Origin of the sequence: Alteribacter salitolerans (genome assembly GCF_016901055.1) — a bacterium.
Lineage (GTDB): Bacteria > Bacillota > Bacilli > Bacillales > Salisediminibacteriaceae > Alteribacter > Alteribacter keqinensis.
Genome location: NZ_JAFEUX010000002.1, coordinates 58,171 through 76,699 on the forward strand (window position 1 = coordinate 58,171; position 18,529 = coordinate 76,699).

17 protein-coding genes and 1 pseudogene are annotated in these 18,529 nt (G+C 45.9%); 12 read left to right on the forward strand and 6 right to left on the reverse strand.

Features of this window, described 5'->3' with window-relative positions; genetic code table 11:
* Nucleotides 1-120: 120 nt before the first annotated feature.
* The gene (locus tag JSY36_RS03450) at nucleotides 121-972 is read right to left on the reverse strand and encodes an alpha/beta fold hydrolase (RefSeq protein ID WP_205165257.1); all 852 of its coding nucleotides are present in this window, start codon (nucleotides 970-972) and stop codon (nucleotides 121-123) included.
* A gap of 309 nt (nucleotides 973-1,281) precedes the next feature.
* Here JSY36_RS03450 and JSY36_RS03455 point away from each other — a divergent pair, with 309 nt between their 5' ends.
* Together JSY36_RS03455 and JSY36_RS03460 are read left to right on the forward strand one after the other, a co-directional pair.
* Nucleotides 1,282-1,695, forward strand: coding sequence for an ion channel (locus JSY36_RS03455; RefSeq protein ID WP_205165258.1), 414 nt, complete (start codon nucleotides 1,282-1,284; stop codon nucleotides 1,693-1,695).
* A gap of 100 nt (nucleotides 1,696-1,795) precedes the next feature.
* On the forward strand, nucleotides 1,796-2,950 hold the full coding sequence (locus JSY36_RS03460; protein WP_205165259.1) for a M14 family metallopeptidase: 1,155 nt from the start codon (nucleotides 1,796-1,798) through the stop codon (nucleotides 2,948-2,950).
* A gap of 175 nt (nucleotides 2,951-3,125) precedes the next feature.
* On the opposite strand, the gene JSY36_RS03465 is transcribed toward JSY36_RS03460, so the two are convergent.
* The 3 genes from JSY36_RS03465 to JSY36_RS03475 are packed head-to-tail and all read right to left on the reverse strand — an operon-like array spanning nucleotide 3,126 to nucleotide 4,423.
* The gene (locus JSY36_RS03465; protein ID WP_205165260.1) at nucleotides 3,126-3,608 is read right to left on the reverse strand and encodes a DinB family protein; all 483 of its coding nucleotides are present in this window, start codon (nucleotides 3,606-3,608) and stop codon (nucleotides 3,126-3,128) included.
* Nucleotides 3,609-3,662: 54 nt separating this feature from the next.
* Nucleotides 3,663-4,010, reverse strand: coding sequence for a DUF3147 family protein (locus JSY36_RS03470; protein ID WP_122900245.1), 348 nt, complete (start codon nucleotides 4,008-4,010; stop codon nucleotides 3,663-3,665).
* The gene (locus JSY36_RS03475) at nucleotides 4,001-4,423 is read right to left on the reverse strand and encodes a transcriptional regulator, SarA/Rot family (protein WP_205165261.1); all 423 of its coding nucleotides are present in this window, start codon (nucleotides 4,421-4,423) and stop codon (nucleotides 4,001-4,003) included. Before JSY36_RS03475 ends, JSY36_RS03470 begins: the two co-directional genes overlap by 10 nt.
* 323 nt (nucleotides 4,424-4,746) lie before the next feature.
* Here JSY36_RS03475 and JSY36_RS20795 point away from each other — a divergent pair.
* Nucleotides 4,747-4,932: pseudogene (locus JSY36_RS20795) on the forward strand (CoA-disulfide reductase); the annotation flags it as partial.
* Between the two features lie 450 nt (nucleotides 4,933-5,382).
* Nucleotides 5,383-6,762, forward strand: a complete 1,380-nt coding sequence (locus JSY36_RS03485; RefSeq protein ID WP_205165262.1) for an alkaline phosphatase — start codon at nucleotides 5,383-5,385, stop codon at nucleotides 6,760-6,762.
* A 426-nt stretch (nucleotides 6,763-7,188) separates the two neighbouring features.
* Here the strand turns inward: JSY36_RS03485 and JSY36_RS03490 are convergent, their stop codons facing one another.
* Nucleotides 7,189-7,647: an SAM-dependent methyltransferase gene (locus JSY36_RS03490; protein WP_205165263.1), complete on the reverse strand. Its 459-nt coding sequence runs from the start codon at nucleotides 7,645-7,647 to the stop codon at nucleotides 7,189-7,191.
* 316 nt (nucleotides 7,648-7,963) lie between these two features.
* Between JSY36_RS03490 and JSY36_RS03495 the strand changes: the two genes are divergently transcribed.
* Entirely contained in the window at nucleotides 7,964-9,547 is a 1,584-nt protein-coding gene (locus JSY36_RS03495; protein WP_236784531.1) for a BCCT family transporter, read from the forward strand.
* 45 nt (nucleotides 9,548-9,592) lie between these two features.
* Here the strand turns inward: JSY36_RS03495 and JSY36_RS03500 are convergent, their stop codons facing one another.
* Complete coding sequence (locus JSY36_RS03500; RefSeq protein ID WP_205165264.1) at nucleotides 9,593-9,997, reverse strand: hypothetical protein; 405 nt, start codon at nucleotides 9,995-9,997, stop codon at nucleotides 9,593-9,595.
* Nucleotides 9,998-10,126: 129 nt separating this feature from the next.
* On the opposite strand from JSY36_RS03500, the gene JSY36_RS03505 reads away from it, so the two are divergent.
* The 7 genes from JSY36_RS03505 to JSY36_RS20610 all read left to right on the forward strand — a co-directional run bounded on the left by JSY36_RS03505 (nucleotide 10,127) and on the right by JSY36_RS20610 (nucleotide 18,463).
* A complete protein-coding gene (locus JSY36_RS03505) occupies nucleotides 10,127-11,026 on the forward strand; it encodes a conserved phage C-terminal domain-containing protein (RefSeq protein ID WP_205165265.1) in 900 nt (299 codons plus the stop codon).
* A 228-nt stretch (nucleotides 11,027-11,254) separates the two neighbouring features.
* Complete coding sequence (locus tag JSY36_RS03510) at nucleotides 11,255-11,419, forward strand: hypothetical protein (RefSeq protein ID WP_205165266.1); 165 nt, start codon at nucleotides 11,255-11,257, stop codon at nucleotides 11,417-11,419.
* A gap of 128 nt (nucleotides 11,420-11,547) precedes the next feature.
* Entirely contained in the window at nucleotides 11,548-12,282 is a 735-nt protein-coding gene (locus JSY36_RS03515) for a MurR/RpiR family transcriptional regulator (RefSeq protein ID WP_205165267.1), read from the forward strand.
* Nucleotides 12,283-12,418: 136 nt separating this feature from the next.
* Nucleotides 12,419-14,353: a PTS 2-O-a-mannosyl-D-glycerate transporter subunit IIABC gene (mngA, locus tag JSY36_RS03520; RefSeq protein ID WP_205165268.1), complete on the forward strand. Its 1,935-nt coding sequence runs from the start codon at nucleotides 12,419-12,421 to the stop codon at nucleotides 14,351-14,353.
* A gap of 36 nt (nucleotides 14,354-14,389) precedes the next feature.
* Nucleotides 14,390-16,990, forward strand: coding sequence for a mannosylglycerate hydrolase (mngB, locus tag JSY36_RS03525; RefSeq protein ID WP_205165269.1), 2,601 nt, complete (start codon nucleotides 14,390-14,392; stop codon nucleotides 16,988-16,990).
* A 411-nt stretch (nucleotides 16,991-17,401) separates the two neighbouring features.
* Nucleotides 17,402-18,217, forward strand: coding sequence for an STAS domain-containing protein (locus tag JSY36_RS03530; RefSeq protein WP_205165270.1), 816 nt, complete (start codon nucleotides 17,402-17,404; stop codon nucleotides 18,215-18,217).
* 114 nt (nucleotides 18,218-18,331) lie between these two features.
* Complete coding sequence (locus JSY36_RS20610; protein ID WP_272873250.1) at nucleotides 18,332-18,463, forward strand: hypothetical protein; 132 nt, start codon at nucleotides 18,332-18,334, stop codon at nucleotides 18,461-18,463.
* Nucleotides 18,464-18,529: the final 66 nt, after the last annotated feature.

Consider the following 18,529-nt stretch of genomic DNA (forward strand, 5'->3'; position numbering starts at 1 on the left):
TGAGAATCGTGCCCTCCTTTCGAAAAAAGAGGTTATTGCCAGCCATAATTATAGGATTAGGTAATAATTAAGCTATCCTATTCAAAAGCCCGCACCGTAATATAGGTGCGGGCTTTTGACTTATTTTCCTACCGCCCGATCCGGATCGGCCGGCCCGTCATGATCAAGGGCATCAAACACAAAATTGTAGGACAACGGATCATATACGATCTCTTGATGACCTATCGGGCTCAATGGATAGTAGTCTTGTATTGTAATGTTGGATACCTGGGTGTCAGGACCATCAAGGAATGCGGAATTATAAGGGACAACGACCTGATCGGTTGTTGTCGTTATCACCGTGTAAGAGACATTTCCGGGGGTTTCATTACCCCTGTTCAAGTTATCCAGAAACTCTGAACCGGTTAATTGCTGCTGGCAGGCAATACAGGATGCGACATCAGAGACGTCTGAAGTCAATCGTTTAAAACCTGCGAGACCATCGGTTCCATGATTGGAGGGAACAAAAGCGATAAGGTTGTCCACATACTCCGCTCCTCCAAGATTTTTAAGATAGTACCGGGGCATCATGCCTCCCTGGCTGTGTCCGACGATATCCACCTGTTTAGCGCCCGTAAGATCCAGGACATTATCTATGAAACTATTTAACTCTTCGGCAGAATCCTCGATTGGTCCGGTGGAAGCACCAGCGTGTGTGAAGCCGTAGTTCAATGCGTAAACACAGTGCCCTTCACTTACAAGCACCGGGGAAAGCTTCAGCCAGTTTTGTGCACTCCGTTCAAACGTGCCCGGCACAAGGATAACCGGTTTTGGCTTGTCCTCTGTGAGCTCGCATGTGGGATCATTCGCACCTGGAGGCGGTGCACCTTGTTCCACCAAAAAATCCTTATCACTTTCAGCGTTTGTCAGATTCGGCCCGGCCAGTAACATCACGAAAAATAAACCTAAAAAACGTAAAGTATATTTTTTCACAACTTATCCCCTTTCTTTGATTGTGAGTAAAATAGACTCAGTCCCTGCTTATTCCTTCCATGTTATAAAAGCGCTTACATACTGTCAACCTGCTGAGGTGCCGGTGTATCGGGGCACCAAGTGAAGCTGTATTACATAAAAAAACGATTTTTCTTTTTTCGGAAATGAAATATAACAGCATTTGAGTTGGTTTTTTCCTCTTCAAAAGAGCTGCTGCGGGAAGGGTATGGCGGGCCCGAAGCGAAACACGTTTTCTTTCACCAGGTAAAGGAAAGAGGGTAGAGAGAACAGAGAGGGGGATGCTGGTGTATGGTATCCAAAATTTTAATCGGCATGACAATCCTTTTTATTTTGGCTAATCTCTATTATTTTTTTACCCATAAATCCTATAAAAAGAGCTACTTTGATCCTGCAATGTTTTATAAATTATTTTTTGTGCTGCTTGGCGTGACCTTCGGCTTCGCAGTGCTTTATTATATTTTGTCCTTCAATGAAGTCGTCTTAAGAGTGAATGATCCGACCGGAGAAGCGGCAGAGCATACGTTTTTGAACATGCTGTACTTCAGCGGCGTAACGATACTCTCAGTAGGCTACGGGGATTTTGTCCCTGTTGGGAGTACCAGATTATTCTCTTTGATACAGGCAGCCCTTGGTCTGCTCCTGCCAGCAGCTTACTTTATGAAAGCATTCAGCAGTGGAAGCAACGGGGAAAATAATGATTGAAGAAGATTCATATGGATGCATCCACAGTGATCTGAATGTTTACTGGGGCAAAGAACGTGAAATAGCTCCCTTAAATGGATTGGTACAGGGAGGTTGTGGAATGGCAAGTGACCGTTTTTTCAGCAACACGTATGAAGAATCACGCGCAGGGTTTCGGGATCAGTTGAAAAAAATTGAAAAATACTGGCCGAATGCCAGGCTTGAGACCTATCATATCGGGAGTGAGGAAGAGGATAATACGACCGATATTCTCACGGCTGATGCATTGGAGGAAAAAAAGGATTTACTTATTATTACCGCGGGGGAACACGGGATTGAAGGGTTTACGGGCAGCGCTGTGTTGCAGCTCTTTATTGAAGAGTATCTGCCGGTCATTAACCCTGAAACGACAGGACTGCGGCTCGTTCACGCCGTTAACCCTTGGGGAATGAGGCATTTCAGGAGGGTGACAGAAAACAACGTAGACTTAAACCGGAATTATATTAAAGACTGGGGTAAGGTAACGGGTACTGTTAATGAAGAATTCGCCCGGCAAAAGAGCGTATTTGTTCCTTCTGAACCGATCGGGGACTTACCTATACATAAGGAGGAATTGTCCTTTCGTTTAAAGGAAGCTTACACCACTGAAGAGCTGGAAAAGTTAAAAGACACCCCTTCAGGCCAGTATAAATGTGAGACCGGCATTTTTTATGGGGGAAAAGATTGGGATGAACCGGCGGAAAAGTTGAAAAACAGGTACTTAAACTGGATGAAAAACTACGAACATCCCGTCCATATGGATATCCATTCCGGGGGCGGACCAAAGGATGAGCTGTCATTAATCTTTACGGAAGCGGACAGCCGAAGTGAAAGCACACTCCAGGAAGAACTCTCCTATGACCATGTCATGAAAGCGCCTGAGGTGGACGGTGATTCAAACCTCTTTCTTCAGAAAGCTGTGCAGGAAGAATACCCTGATAAAAAGGCCCTTGTATGTTTATTTGAATTCGGCACGATCGGAGAATCTCTGGACGATCTCATTTTTTGTACCCGGACGATGATCAATGAAAATCAGCTTTATTTTAAAGGGGCGGCTAAAAAAGAAGACAGAAAAGAAATTCAAAGAGATTTCGCCAGACTTTTTTACCCTCGCAAAAAGGAATGGTGCGAGCAGGTGATAGAGAATGGAAGGAAAGGGTTAAATGCGGTTTTGGAGAGTGAAAAGATACAGCTGCGTTCGGTGCCCGGTACCGCAGGAACTTTGCCGGATACGTAGTTCTTTTAAAACAGGTCCCATTCTTTGTAACAGTTTTACTTCAAAGGTGCAAAATCGAAACTTTAAACAAGGGCATGGAGTTTGGTCTCCATGCCCTTCTACTTGCTTGTTGGACTAACGCTACCCAATAGTTTAAGTACATTTTGGTACTCTTTATTAGTGTCAGATTCTTTAACTACCGCTCCCGTTCCTTTAAGAAAAGATGGGTATTTTTAATTTGCCTGAAATGGTGACAATCGTGTTGCGCTAATCCTTTAAGATATTCATACAAAGAAAGTGTTGTTTCTCCGATGGTAAAGTTTTTCACCCAATATTCATCAGGGATTTCATTGATTTTTTTATAAAGTTCATTTCGAGTAGAAATAAAGTTCTCTATCGTTGTTAGTTGATTTTCACGTCTACTAATAGCTGCTGAATTTAAATTCATTTTTTTGCTGTCCGGACCTTTTGGAAGTTCATCTTTTGAAAATAGATATGGTAAACGCTTGTGTATAATAAATTCATCCCAAGGTTTAAAATGACCAATTATTTCTGCAATCGTCCATTTACCCTCTTCAATCTCCGTTCTCCATTCTTTTTCACTCAATTCTTCCAAGGATTTTACAAAAGTTATAGAATCTAATTGGTGCTTAATAATTTCAACTTTATATTTATTCACCAAATTCCCTCCCTTTTTTAATCTTTCGTTCAAGCTCTATTTGTATTAGTCAAATTAGAAGTAAGGGGTTACCTTCTTTACAAGGAAATCTTGCACGGTCAAGAAAATTATCCAACCACCCACTCCCAAACCTATCGATATAAATAATGATAAGGATGCTTTTAATGAAATGACAACGATGATTAATAGCACAGCAGTAGCAGGAAACCCCCATAGGACACCCAAAGCAAATTTACTCAGATTGGTTGTTTGTTCTCCTTGAATAGAAAGCCATAACAAACTCAGTAAACTCACTAAGGGTAAAGCGGCAATGATCCCCCCGTATTTTGGAAAAACTCTTGCCAATTCTGTTACCAGGCCAATAATGACTGCTGAGACCAGAATTTTTGCAATTAAAAACATTTCCTTGCCTCCCCACTAAGAAGAGCAAATGCCTTTTCTATCATTTCAATTTCAGATTCATCAAGATTTTCTAATACATTTTTTAATTTTTCATTATCTAATCGTGTATGTCTATACAATACTTCACTACCTTCTTCAGTCAAAATCACAAATACTTTCCTTTCATCTTCAATGCTTCTTTGTTTGGATACAAAGCCCTTTTTAATTAGTCTTTTAATGTGTTCTGAAGCAGTATTATGAGTCACACCTAAGAATGCAGCTAAATCACCTATCGTCGTTTCTTGCTTCTTTTCTATGTGTTGCAACAATCGTACAGCTTGGTGCGAAATATTGTCTTGATGAATGTAATGTAAGAAATGATAAATATCTGTCCAACTTTGATTTATATTACTAACTGTGTTTTTTAGAGTCACAAAAGAAAACCTCCTCTCTTTTTATATCTTACATTACGATATATTCTTATGTAAAGATGAAATCGCAAAAAAGCCACCGGAAGCAAGGGGACGGTTCTATTGCTTTCTTTAAGGGTGACTTACTTCAATAAACTAAAAGGAAGCATGAGAGTCCCCACGCTTTCCGCTGTCGATTAAAAGAATATTACCCAAGAAACGATCGATTCTTCCCTTATCCCGGACACAAAATGTTCATCTTTTTTCGGTCATTTCCTTTTTTATTCACGCACAACAAAAACATACCCTGTAGCGTATGTGTGGTATGGAGAAAGGGGAGATTCAGGATGTCAAAAAAGATACTTATTGTTGGAGGTGTAGCGGGTGGGGCTACAGCAGCAGCCCAGCTGAGAAGATTGGATGAAAAAGCAGACATTATTGTCTTTGAGCGTGGGGAATATGTTTCTTTTGCCAATTGCGGCCTTCCTTACTATATCGGGGGGACAATAGTGAACATCCATGAGTACCTCGTCGTTCTTGGCTGCTATCCGTCTATCTATGAGACCAAAGGTGTATTCGAGGTTTCATATGCCTTATAAGAGGCTTTTTTTTGTGGGTCAACACCTTCCTGTATTCCTTTGTTTATGTAAAGGAAATGACTGTTCTTTAACATCCACTGCAATTCTTTTACAATACGTCCCCTAAGACTCACGAAAAAATGGGTCAATCCTATAAAAAAACCGGCCTGTAAGAAGAGTTATTACCTTTTTATGCAAAATGTACCGGGTGGAAGGTAAGGAAGTCAAGAACAGCTTATGTACCTTTTTGTCGAACAGGGGGACCGGGGAACCATACGGGCATGTCGTTTACATTCTCTCAAAGCTACTGTCACGAAGCCAATATATTGCCTTGTTAAACTGCAGATGACAGGTGGAGGGCGAGGCCTTCCCCTGCAAAATACATAGTTATCGGGAGGCAGGAAAATGTTTAAAAAGACGGTTCTTGGGGTTTTGAGTGCAGCAGTTGTTGTCAGTGGTTTAGGTTTGGGAAATATGTGGGCAGAAGCTTCTCCGCCGGGGCATGGCGGGAAGCCGGATCAGCCGGGGCCGCCGCCGCATGCAGGTCCGAAGCCGGGCAAGGAGCAGGTGGATAATGTGATTTATATGATTCCGGATGGTTTCTCTGCAGGATACAACGTGAATTACCGTCATTATAAGGAAGACGATGTGCCTGTATGGGACAGCTTCCTGACAGGGATGATGATGACGCACTCCAACGACAATCCAATTACCGATTCAGCTGCAGCGGGAACGGCTATGTCCACGGGCATCAAAACGAACAACGGTATGCTGGGTCTCGATCCGGATGGAAATGAGCTTGAAACGATTCTGGAGGCGGCACATAAAGAAGGAAAGTCAACAGGTCTTGTGGCCACGTCCACGATTACCCATGCCACTCCTGCAGCATTCGCTTCCCACGTCAGCTCCAGAAACAATCAGGCGGAAATTGCACGTCAGTATATTGAAGAAGGAACAGTGGATGTGCTTTTTGGAGGAGGTATGGATTTCTTTCTTCCTGAAACAGAGGGCGGCAGACAGCCTGAGCGCAATCTGATTGAAGAAGCTCTGCTGGAAGGGTACCAGGTTGTACAGGACCGCCACGGCCTTCTTGAGCTGGAGGAAGGCAGAGTGCTTGGTCTTTTTGCGGACAATGCCATGGCACCGGAGCTGCACCGCGGGGAAACGGAAGAGCCGAGCCTTGGCGAGATGACGAGTACAGCCATTGACTTCCTGAGCCAGGAAGAAGATGGATTTTTCCTGATGGTGGAAGGAAGCCAGATTGACTGGGCCGGCCATGATAACGATGCTGCCTGGGCAATGAGTGACACCGAAGCATTTGAAGATGCTGTTAGCGCAGCAATTGACTTTGCCAAGGAGGATGAAAATACTCTCGTCATCGTGGCAGGGGATCACGACACCGGAGGCATGACACTTGGGGGATACAACAGCAAGGGGACTGATGTCGGCCTTCTTCGCGATGTCACAGCCACTGGCGCCTACATGGCCGGTCAGCTGAATGCTGATCGCTCCAACGTGCGGGAAGTGGTAGAGGCGTATACGTCTATCAAGCTTACGGACAGCGAGGTGGAGAGGGTCAGGGAAGCACGTACTCCGCGTATCACCATAAACCAGATCGTCAGTGACTATGCGGGTGTCGGCTGGTCAACCACAGGGCACACAGGCATTGAAGTACCGATCTTTGCCTATGGACCGGGATCAGAGCTTCTCACAGGTATGGTCGATAACACAGACGTACCAAAGGCGATTGCAGAAGCCTATGGGATCACTCTCGGGAACGAGTAGAAGAGGTAAAGAGGCTGGGACATAAAGAAAGTGTTTAGCTGAAGATCCGAACTATGCGCTGGCTTAGCGGATGAAATATACGTAGACTCCTGCGGGAGGAAAAGCAAAGGTGAGACCCCGGAGTGCGATAGCACACGGAGGCTCACCAGCTTCCCGCGGAAAGCGGAGTATATTTCAGGAGCGGTTTTATTACACCGCATACTATTCGTTCGGGTTTTCGTTCAACTAAAACACTTTTGTCCCGGCCTCTTTTTTATCCATAATTTATACTTGTAGAGTTTTTCCTGCCTTTGGCATAATAACTTCATTTCTTTCAGCTAATTTTGAGGTACTCTGGCAGGGAGATTGGTCCATGCTTTCATTTTCTGGTTTCTTATTCAACTGCAGCTTTACCGTTAATTAATAGATAGGAAAGAATAATACGTTTTAACCCCAGTAATTTTTCATGATGGTACTTGTCCATTGAGGTTGAACAATGGACTCTTTTGGAAGAAATTCTTTCATCACTGGTTTTATGTCTAAGATTGGTGTTTCGTTAATGCAGTCAAGGCCTGCCACAATTAATTCTCTTCCTTCTCGTTTGAATATCTTTACTGTTGTAAGGCCTAATTGATTAGGTCTGTTTTTTCCACGTTGACTGAAGATACCAACTTTAGGGAGCTTTTTATCATTTCTTGGATGTCTTGCACCTGTAACTATTTTGTTTTTTTCTACCAAATGGAAATAAAAGATGATCTCTAAATGGGAAAAAGACTCAATCTCACTTAGAGCTTCTTCTGGAAGAGAGCGATCCAAAATGATCTTGGTCACAACGTCCCCCCAGTAATCGTCTTCGATTTCGTGTCTTTCATTATAAGCAACGCCAATTGGATTTAGTGTAATCATCGAACTTCTCCTTTTCCTTGGCTTTTTATATGTACAACTCTAATAATGAAGAATCTTCCTTTCTTTATTTTAACATAAATATCCAAATCCCTATGATTCATAAATTAAATCGCACGGTAAATCCATTACAAATCACATGTATTTTTTGCTAGTGATTGGCTTGTTTGCACCTCTGGAGCAAGCCCGTTTCATTCTTTGTGTCCGGCTTTCTTATGAAGGGGCTGCATCGAGGTGGAAATCCGACGTTTTACACCTTCTGCAAATGGAAACGAGTAGGAAGGAGGGACGATTTTGCAGACTGGGAGGTTTTTTTGTTTTGAGAAGAGATAGTGAAGGTCCCGATAAGGGCCGGCTGATAGATTATCGGATTTTTGTCCCGTCACTGCTTGTCATTATCGGAATCAGTATTCCGTTTTCCATTTATGAGGAGCAGGCAACGGCGGCATTGAATCAGACCTTCGACACGATTGTGGAGGTATTCAGCTGGGGATACATATGGTACGCGATATTGCTCCTCGGGGCAGGTTTGTATCTGTCTTTTTCAAAGTACGGAAAGGTTGTGTTGGGCGACCCGAACGAGAAGCCCCGCTTTACCTTGTTTGAATATGCATCGATCCTGATCGCCATGGGCGTCGGGTCGACGATCATGCGAACCGGGATGGTGGAGTGGACGGCGGTGGCGAACGATCCGCCATTCGGACTTGAACCTCAGTCTTCTGAAGCGCTTCTGATGGGGAATGCCTACAGCATGTTTATGTGGAGCTTTCAGGTGTTCGCGATCTTTGTGATGGCAGCGCCTGCCATGGGATATATCCTTCATGTCCGCAAGCGGCCATTGATGAGAATTTCGGAAGCGTGCCGCTGTATTTTCGGTGACCGGTTTACAGAGGGCGCCGGCGGGAAGTTTCTGGACATCATTTTTCTTGTGAGTATTTTATCCGGCGCCGCGGTCACACTCGGCCTTGGTACACCGATTGTTACTTATAATCTGTCAAAGCTGTTTGCGATTGAGGTCACGTTTGGACTGACGATGATTGTTACGATCGTCTGGGTCATTTTATTTTCCTTAAGCGCGTATGTAGGAATCGAAAAAGGGATCAAGCGGCTCAGTACGTTTAATATGTATCTGGCCGGAGGGTTCGCGTTGTTTATCATGATTGCAGGACCGGGTGTCTTTATTCTTAATTATTTTACCGAAAGTGTCAGCAGCCTGATTACAAACTACGTGAACATCTCCTTTTATACCGAGTCACTTGAGCTGGAAGGGGCGTCCCACGTCCAGAGTAACACCGTGTTCTGGTTTGCCTACAGCGCAACCTGGGCGATGCTTCACAGTATTTTTGCAGCGAAGATCTCCCAAGGAAGAACGATTAAGGAAATGATTTTAACTTACCTGCTCGCTCCAACTTTGCTCAGCTGGGTGGCGACCGAGGTTCTTGGCGGGCTTGGCGTGCACAGGCATCTGACGGACGCGGTTCCGGTGTTTGATATTGTGCAGAATCAGGATGACATGGCCCTCATTCCGGAGATTCTCGCGTCACTGCCGTGGTCTACAGTGGCTCTCGTTGTATTCGCCATTGTGGCCATGATCTTTTTGACTACAACCCTTGATTCCACAACGTACACCATTGCGGCTTATACTAGCACAAAGGATATGAGTAAGTACGAGCCGTCCAGGTTTCTCCGGATTGCGACAGCCGGAATTATTACCGTTCTTGCGCTTATTCTCATGAGAGTCGGCGGCCTTGCCCCTCTTGAAGTCGTATCGGGCCTTATGGGACTGCCGATCATCATAATTCAGTTTTTGACCATTTATGCGGCGAAAAAAATGATGGATCAGGACCGGGCGTGGATTCACAATGTAAGGAAAGAGAGAGTGGAAGATTCGAAAGCTTCATAGTAGAAGCCGGCCGGGAATGCCCTGGGCGGCTTTTTGTGAGGTCTTCTAATCCCACAAAATGAAACTATCCATTTTCAGGAGGCTTTCCTTACACTTGGGGCAGATTCGGTTCTCGAGTTCTCCCACGTCGATTTCTTTAGTCCGGTCTTTTTTGCACCGGCTGCAGCGTTTGTGTGTTTCAAATGAACCGCCGTCATGGAACTCGATTTTGACCGTTACTCTTTTAAACACATGATCGCAATCGGTGCAGTGAAACAGGGAACGATTGTGCTCATAGTTTTGTACATGCCGGTCTTTCACGGCTTCCTCTATAATGGGCCGTGTTTTCGGGTGCAGCTTCGTGATGAGGGACGAAAGGGGATAGATGGGCATCTCTCCGCGTCCGAGATAATAGGTTTTACGATAACCGCAATCAACGTTTTTGCATACAATCGTTCCTCCGTAACCCACACTTACTCCTCCTCGTTCTTTTCCAACAAGTATATCAAAATCGATGACAATGCCGTTCAAAAAAAATTCGTTCCCCGATCCCCGTTTTTCGCCTCCTGGTGTTACTTATTAGGTAGGAGGGGATAAAGGATGGGAATGAAGCATTGGAATTGTACGGTACTGCGAGAGGAGATGCTTAAGCTCACGGGCGATTTTAAACTGGCGCTGGTCCTGGATCAGATGATTTACTGGTCGCAGCGGGTGACTGATTTTAAGGCGTACATGAACGAAGAGCGGGCCCGGAGTGAGGGTGAAGCGTGTGAGGGAGAGGCAGGCTGGATTTTTAAAAAAGCAGAAGAGCTCGTGGAGGAGTCCATGGTCAACGTGTCACCGAAAGCCATGAGGGCGTACTTAAAGGAGCTTGTGCATCACGGATGGCTCGAGGAGCGGAACAACCAGAAGATCCGGTGGGACCATACGAAGCAGTACCGGGTCAGTCTCGTAAAAATCCAGGCAGATCTCGAGGTTCTTGGTTACTATCTCAAAGACTACAGTGAGGCTTTCTGGCAGTGCGGGGAGCAGGATCTTCAGGATGTTGAGCCGGAGAGGAGCGGGGAAAAGCCGGAAGGGGAAATTTCCCTTCCGCAGACACCGTCTCCCCGTTCAAAGGAACCACGATCCCTTACAATACCAAAGATTACTTCAAAGACTATAAAAAAGACTACGTCAGAGAGGGTTCCCTACAGAGCCATCATCCAGTATCTCAACGAGAAGACGATGAAAACCTTCAGGGAAACCAACCGGTTAACGAGAAAACTCATCAAAGAGAGATGGGATGAAGGATACCGGATGGATGCTTTTGTGTTTGTGATTGACCAGAAAACAAAAGAGTGGTCAGGAGATGAGAGGATGGACACATATCTCCGACCTAAGACTTTGTTCAGTGAACACTTCGAGAACTATGTGAACGAAAACCGTCAACCGGAGGGGTTACCGGGAGATCTGGCGTTTGAGAAACTATTGAATGAGTTGGATGAGAAAGTAGTGTGAGATTCTGTTGTGTCATTAGGAGTGACTGCTTACCGGGAAAGCACAAGAACAGTCCCATGTCCTTTCAGTGTCAATCATTGATATCCTCACGCAGAGATAAATGGTATGAGAAGTCCGTGACGGAAATAGTAAGATGTACTTCCCATAAATTAGTGTCATTCTCTGATTAAGCGCTCTCTGATTTACCTATAATAATAGATATCAAGATTATAGGAGGATGCAGGAGAGATGCTGTCTTTAGAAGAGATTGATCTATTCAGAAGAGAAGCTGAGAATCTGCGCAGGGACTACAGTCAGGTGAACAACGTGCAAAAAAGCATTCTTCTGTGGGAAATCGAAGAGTTAAACAGGATTATTCGTGAGAGTGGGATGGACAAGATAAAGACGGGCTGATGAGGTCCGGGAACGTAACTAGAGATTAAGAGAGGGATGATAGTTTCCCTCTTTTTTTTGTTTGTGCATACTTTTGGTATGATAAAGCAAAGTAATGTCTTTAAGGATACATAGGAAAAGGTGATGTCATGCTGTTTCATGAACGTGCCCATAAATATGAATACAAGCTCAACGATACGGATGACCAGATTATTGAGTACATCCTGGCGAACAAGGAAGAGGTGACAGACTGTTCCATCCAGGCGCTGGCGTCCCGGCTGTACACGGTCCCGAACACGATTACAAGACTGTGCAAAAAGCTTGGCTATACGGGGTATTCCCAGTTGAAGAACAGCCTCCTGGAGGAAGTCGAGGAGGAAGCGGTGCCGCCGAAGGACAGCTTTTCCTTTAACCTCGATAAAACCCTGTCCCTGATTGATCACGATAAGATTTCCCATGTGGCGAAGATGATGGTCAATGCGAGGAAGGTGCTGTTCTTCGGGGTGGGGGATACTGCGCCTTATTGTGAGCTGATGGTAAAAAACCTGAAGATCGTCAATAAGCAGACGGAGTTTTCTGTTCACCGGCATGAAACACTTTTTGCCATGGAGCAGCTTACAAAGCAGGATATGGCGTTTTTTCTCAGTATGTCAGGGGAAACAAAGGATGTTCTGGATATGGCTGAGATCGGGAAGGAAAAAGGTGTGAAACTGGTCTCCCTGACCCATTTTACCCGCAATGCATTAAAAGAGATGGCGGATGTGAACCTGTACTGCTATTCCCCTGAAATGAGGATCAACGGTTTTAATGTGACAGACAAAACCCCGATGATGGCGGTGCTCCGTATTTTATCCGAAGCCTTCTGGGAAATGTATGAAAAATAAGTGTGTATAAATACACGTGTAAGCGCTATCTTAATACGTTCCGGTGGATTAATAAGAAGACACGCTCTTCTTATTTTTTTTGTGATACTCTCGTTTCAACAAGCTGATGGCACATCCTACGAGGGGGTAAACGCGCATGAGGTTACAAAATCTGACGTCACCAGAACTGCTTTTTACAAATCAGCCATTTCAATCAAAAGAGGAAGCTATTCGGTTTTTGATAGACAAGCTCGACCGGGCGGGGAAGCTTCATTCCAAAGATGAGTTTTACGATGCTGTCCTGGAGAGGGAGGGGCTTTCTCCTACGGGATTTGAAGGGGGGCTGGCCATTCCCCACGGAAAGTCAACGGCTGTAAAGGAAGCCGCCTTTGCTGTTGCTACCATTGAGAAGCCGTTAACCGACTGGGAGAGTATCGATCCTTCCAATCAGGTTGAATTGGTGATCCTCCTGGCGATTCCGGAAAATGAAGGGGGATCCACGCATCTGAACCTGCTGGCAGAATTCGTGACCAGACTCTCGGATGAAACGTATAAAGCCCGCCTTCAAAAGTCGGGGTCAAGCGGGGAGATGTTTGACAACCTTGACCGGACAGGGGAGGAAGAGCCGGCTGAAAAGGCGCCAGTCGCGAAGGATCAGACGATTTTAGCTGTCACCGCCTGTCCTGCAGGCATTGCCCACACGTATATGGCAGCGGAAGCCCTTGTGAAAGCCGGGAAGGAACTCGGTGTGAACGTATTTGTTGAAAAGCAGGGAGCCAATGGTGTGGAAGACCGCCATACGAAAAAGCAGCTGAGAGAAGCGGATGCCGTCATTTTTGCCGTCGACGTGGCTGTCAAGGACGGAGAACGCTACCGCCACCTTCCAAAATTGAAAACAACAGTGGCCCAGCCTCTGAAAAATGCCCGGGGTATTGTACAGGAAGCCATTGATAAAGCCGGTACGAAACCGAAGAAAGAGTATGTGGATGAAGGTGGTTCCGAAGAGGAAGAGGATAAAAAGTCTTTCAAGACAGAAATCAAAGATTCTGTTTTAACGGGAATCTCCTACATCATACCGATTATCGTTGCCGGAGGGATGACACTGGCCTTTGCCGTCCTGGTGTCCGAGGCGTTTAACCTTCAGCATCTTTACGAACAGGAAGGATCGTGGCTCTGGTATTTAAGAGAACTTGGAGGCACCCTTCTCGGCACACTCATGGTACCGATCCTTGCTGCCTACATGGCCTACTCGATTGCAGATAAACCGGCACTGGGACCGGGCTTTGCCGCAGGGGTAGCCGCAAACCTGATCGGAAGCGGTTTTCTGGGCGGAATGCTCGGCGGTATTCTCGCCGGTTACTTCCTCAGATACCTGAAGTATAAAGTAAAGCCGAAAGGGACGTTTGCCGGCTTTGTCAGCTTCTGGGTGTATCCGGTAATCGGGACGCTCGTTGTCGGTTCTGTGATGCTGTTTGTAATCGGACAGCCGCTCGCCTTCTTAAACGAAGGGCTCGTAAACTGGCTGGAAGGACTGTCGGGAACGAATGCCATTCTTCTCGGGATCGTGCTGGGTGCCATGGTGTCCTTTGATTTAGGGGGCCCGGTAAACAAGGCGGCCTACACGTTCTGTATCGGAGCGATGGCCATGGGGAACTTTGTCCCTTATGCCGCCTTTGCTTCCGTAAAAATGGTGTCAGCCTTTGCCGTAACTGGGGCTACGCTTCTTGCCAAGCACTACTTTACGAAACAGGAGCGGGAAGTGGGCAAGCAGACCTGGCTCCTGGGACTTGCAGGGATTACGGAAGGGGCCATTCCGTTTATGATGAATGATCCGCTCCGGGTGATTCCGTCCCTTGTGGCCGGCTCAGCCGTAACAGGAGCGATTGTGGCGTACTTTAATATCGGCCTGGCCGTACCTGGTGCCGGCATCTTCTCCCTTGCCCTGGTAGAAGGACAGACACTGATTCTCGCAGCTTCCATCTGGCTCGGAGCCGCTCTTCTCGGTGCAGCGATCTCTATGATGCTGCTGATCGTGACGCGTAAATCCAAGCTCGCAAAGGATGGAAAGAACAGCCTGCCAGATGCTGCATAAAAACAATTACTCTCTTGAATGTTACTGGAGGTCATTATGAAAAAGGTTCATATCGTACCACATATGCATTGGGATCGTGAATGGTATTTTTCAACGGAGGAATCTCGTATTCTCCTTGTGAACAATATGGAAGAAATCATGGATATGCTGGAAACCAACCCGGACTATCCCTATTACGTACTGGATGGACAGACGTCCATTCTCGAAGACTACTTCGCTGTAAAGCCGGAAAACAAAGAGCGCGTGAAAAAGCTTGTTCAGGATGGCCGGCTTATCATCGGACCGTGGTATACCCAGACCGATGAGATGGTTGTCGGCGGGGAATCGATCGTGCGGAATCTTCTGTACGGGATTAAAGACTGTGAGGCCTTTGGCAGCCATATGAAAATCGGTTACCTGCCGGACTCCTTCGGCCAGTCTTCGCAGATACCGCAAATACTGAACGGCTTTGACATTACGTACTCTATTTTCTGGCGGGGCACGTCTGAACGGCATGGAACGGACAAAACCGAATTTTACTGGGAGTCTGACGATGGCTCCCGCGTGCTTGTCCAGCTGTTTCCTCTCGGCTACGCCATCGGGAAGTATCTGCCGGAGGACGAGGAAAAGCTCACGGAGCGGATCGACAAATACTTTACGGTCCTGGACACAGGAGCGACAACGGAGAATATTATTCTGCCGAACGGTCATGATCAGATGCCGATTCAGAAGAATATTTTTACGGTTATTGATAAACTGCACCAGCTGTACCCTGACCGTGAATTCTTTTTAAGCAAGTACGAAAATATCTTCGAGCAGCTGGAAAAGCAGGAGCTCCCGACGCTTCAGGGTGAGTTTCTGGATGGCAAGTACATGCGTGTCCACAGAAGTATTTTTTCAACAAGAATGGACATCAAGGCTGCCAATACCCGGATTGAGAATAAGATCACGAGCATCCTGGAGCCCCTTGCTTCGATTGCGCACCGCCTTGGTTTTGAATACCCACATGGGTTGATTGAGCTGATTTGGAAGGAAATCATGAAAAATCACGCTCATGACAGCATCGGGTGCTGCTGTTCCGACAAAGTCCATCAGGAGATTTTTAACCGTTTCTTCCTTGCCGAGGAGAAAGTGGATGAATTGATCAGGTTTTATAAACGAAAGATCGTCGATGCCATGAATACAGAGGAAGAAGCTGACCGTCTCACGATGTTTAACTTCCTTCCATATGAACGTGAAGAGGTAGTCACAACGACTGTCACATCGAAGCTGACGTCATTTAAGCTCGTAGATAAGGACGAAAATGAAGTGGACTTTGAAGTCGTGGACAGTGAAGTGATCGACCCTGGCTTAATTGACCGCCAGATTGTACATTACGGAAATTACGAACCGTTTATTCAGTATACTATTCAGGTAAAAGACCGGATTCCGGCCATGGGATATAAAACGTATTTCGTTGTGGAGGATGACCGGGAATTTGCTCAGACAGAAGCGGCAGCTGATAAGGTGGAAACGGACTTTTACGAGATAGCTGTTAATCAGAACGGTACCTTACATGTCCACAGCAAGGAGCTGGACAAATCGTTTGATCAGGTTCTTCTCCTTGAAAACGGGGGAGACGACGGGGATGAATATGATTATTCCCCGCTGCCTGGTGAAACGCTGATTTACAGTAACGAAGTGGAAGCAGAGGTTTCCGTAAAACAGAACAAGTATGAAGCCAATATTGACATTTCGTATCAGCTGGAGGTGCCGGCCCATCTGGCTGACCGCAAAGAAGGAAAGCGGACAAGCACTGTGGATGTGCATTTTGAACTCACACTCGCCAATCACAAACCTGTCATTGACGTGAAGGTTCATCTCGATAACCATGCCTGTGATCATCGGTTAAGAGCACTTATTCCAACAGAGATCGCCTCATCATTTTCTGTCTCTGACAACCAGTTTGGCCTCATTAAACGGGATGTCTATGATGAAGCCATGGATGTCTGGGAAGAGGAAGGATGGAGTGAACGTCCTGATGCCATTTACCCGATGCTCAGTTTCGCGGGGCTGTCGGGTGATGACTACGGGGTCAGTGTCCTGACAAACAGCACAAGGGAATATGAGATCGTCGGGGACGGTTACGACACGATTGCCGTAACGTTATTCAGAAGCGTTGGTGTTCTTGGGAAAGAAGAGCTGCTCAGAAGACCGGGCCGCCCATCGGGGATCAAAATGCCAACCCCTGACTCTCAAATGCTCGGAAAGCTCACATTGGAATTCGCTCTCGCTTTCCATGAACCCGATGCGAATGCGGGAAGAATGGCAAAAGACTATACAACACCGGTTGAATGCTACAATAAAATCCCTCACGATGCCATGAAGCTCAATCAGGAGAATATCGTCACACCTCTCAGCTACAGTTTTCTGGAGGAAGTGACGCCTGCCGCTGTGCTGAGCACACTGAAAAAAGCAGAAAAAGAAGACAGGTTTGTCCTGCGGTTTTTCAACCCGGGAGAACAAGAAACCGAGGCTGCATTTGAGGTGAAGGGAGACGTCTCGGCAGCGTATGAAGGCAAGCTTAATGAACAAGCCGTCAGCCCGTTGAAGGTAGACCGTAACAGGCTGTCTGCGAAAGTGAAAAAGAATCAGGTACAGACGGTTTTGTTTGAGTAGGAGAATAGTTTATTTTAGGAAGCCGGTCGGATGCGATCGGCTTCTCTTTTTATGAGATGCGGAGGGTGGCATGCAAAAAAGACGTGAGTCACTGTGGACTCACGTCTTTTTGCTGTATGTGGACTTGTAGCAGATGTAAAAAGTCCTATGGATTCGACAAAATCGGGGTGGTGACAGTGCACCAGCTAGCTAAGATTTTCCTGCAGGTCTCCCCCTTGAACGGGCAAATAATCATTGCGCTGGTTTTGTTTTTTACGGCATTTTTCAACGGAGAGGGAGGCCCCTTTCATAACGCTAAACCCAAGTGGGAGCTGGTAGGCCTTTCAAGAAGCTTCAAATTTTATCATGTGATCAGGATTTTGAAATGATATACTTATGGTAATGAAATTTACTTTAAGGATGTGAAAACCAGTGAAATCAAACTCTCATGAAATCTATGCAGATTATTTTAACCAGAGACAGGAAGACTTTCGGAATAAGCTGATTTGCGATGCCTCTCAAGTTCGGGACAAGATTGATGAAATCCATCGGGTAGGAAATATTGACCTTCTTGAGAATGCGCATAAACTGGTAATGTATGCCCTCGGGGAAAATGATTCTTTAGCATCGTTTGCAGAAAAAGAAGGCGTGGTCTGGGCGCAGCATGATCTCACACTGTCATTCAAGCTGGAATGGGTCCAGTCGATCCGCCGGACGATGTGGCGGTTTCTGGAAGAGTTTCATGAAGAAAACAAAGATAAGAAGGTGAACTTGTTTAAACTTGAGAGACAGGTGAATGATGCGATTGATCAGTTCCTCAACGGCTTCTTTTTAAGCTATTCCCGCTATAAGGATGCCCTGCTTGCTTCTCAGCGTGAACTTGTTGAAAATCTGAGTGCCCCGATTATTCCGCTCAGTGATCGTGTATGTGTTCTGCCTCTCATCGGGGAAGTCGATGAGGACCGAGTGGAAACGATCGAAGGAAAGACCCTGCCTGAAATTAAAAAACTGCAGATTGAAACACTCATTATTGATTTTTCGGGTATTGCACAGATTGACACCACAAGCATGAATCGAATAATGAAAACGATAAATGGTACATATATGATGGGCTGCGAGTGCATCATTACGGGCCTGCGTCCGCAGATCGTCCGCACGCTCATAAAAGAAGACCTTCAATTTGATCCGAAAGTCATCACAAAAGGCACGCTCGAGCAGACCGTGAATGATTTCTTTTTTGCAAAGTAAGAAACCAGCCACTGATGTTATTTGGGGACGGTTCTTGTGTGGTATTTTGGAGAGGTCCTATAAGGGATTGTTGGTGCAGGCGGAATCGGCTGGGAGCTGTTCAGGGCGTCCCGTATGATGGCATACGATCAGATGCTCGGGGTCACGCTGGTCATCTTTGCGATTGTTCTCGGTGCAGAAATGTTCACGAGGTTTCTTAAAACGTGGTCGGAGTTTGGTACAGCTAAAGTGTATTCGAAAGACTGATAGATTTGTCAGAAAGGCTCGCATCCCCCTTTGCGAGCCTTTTATTTTGGTTGAGTCTATGAAACT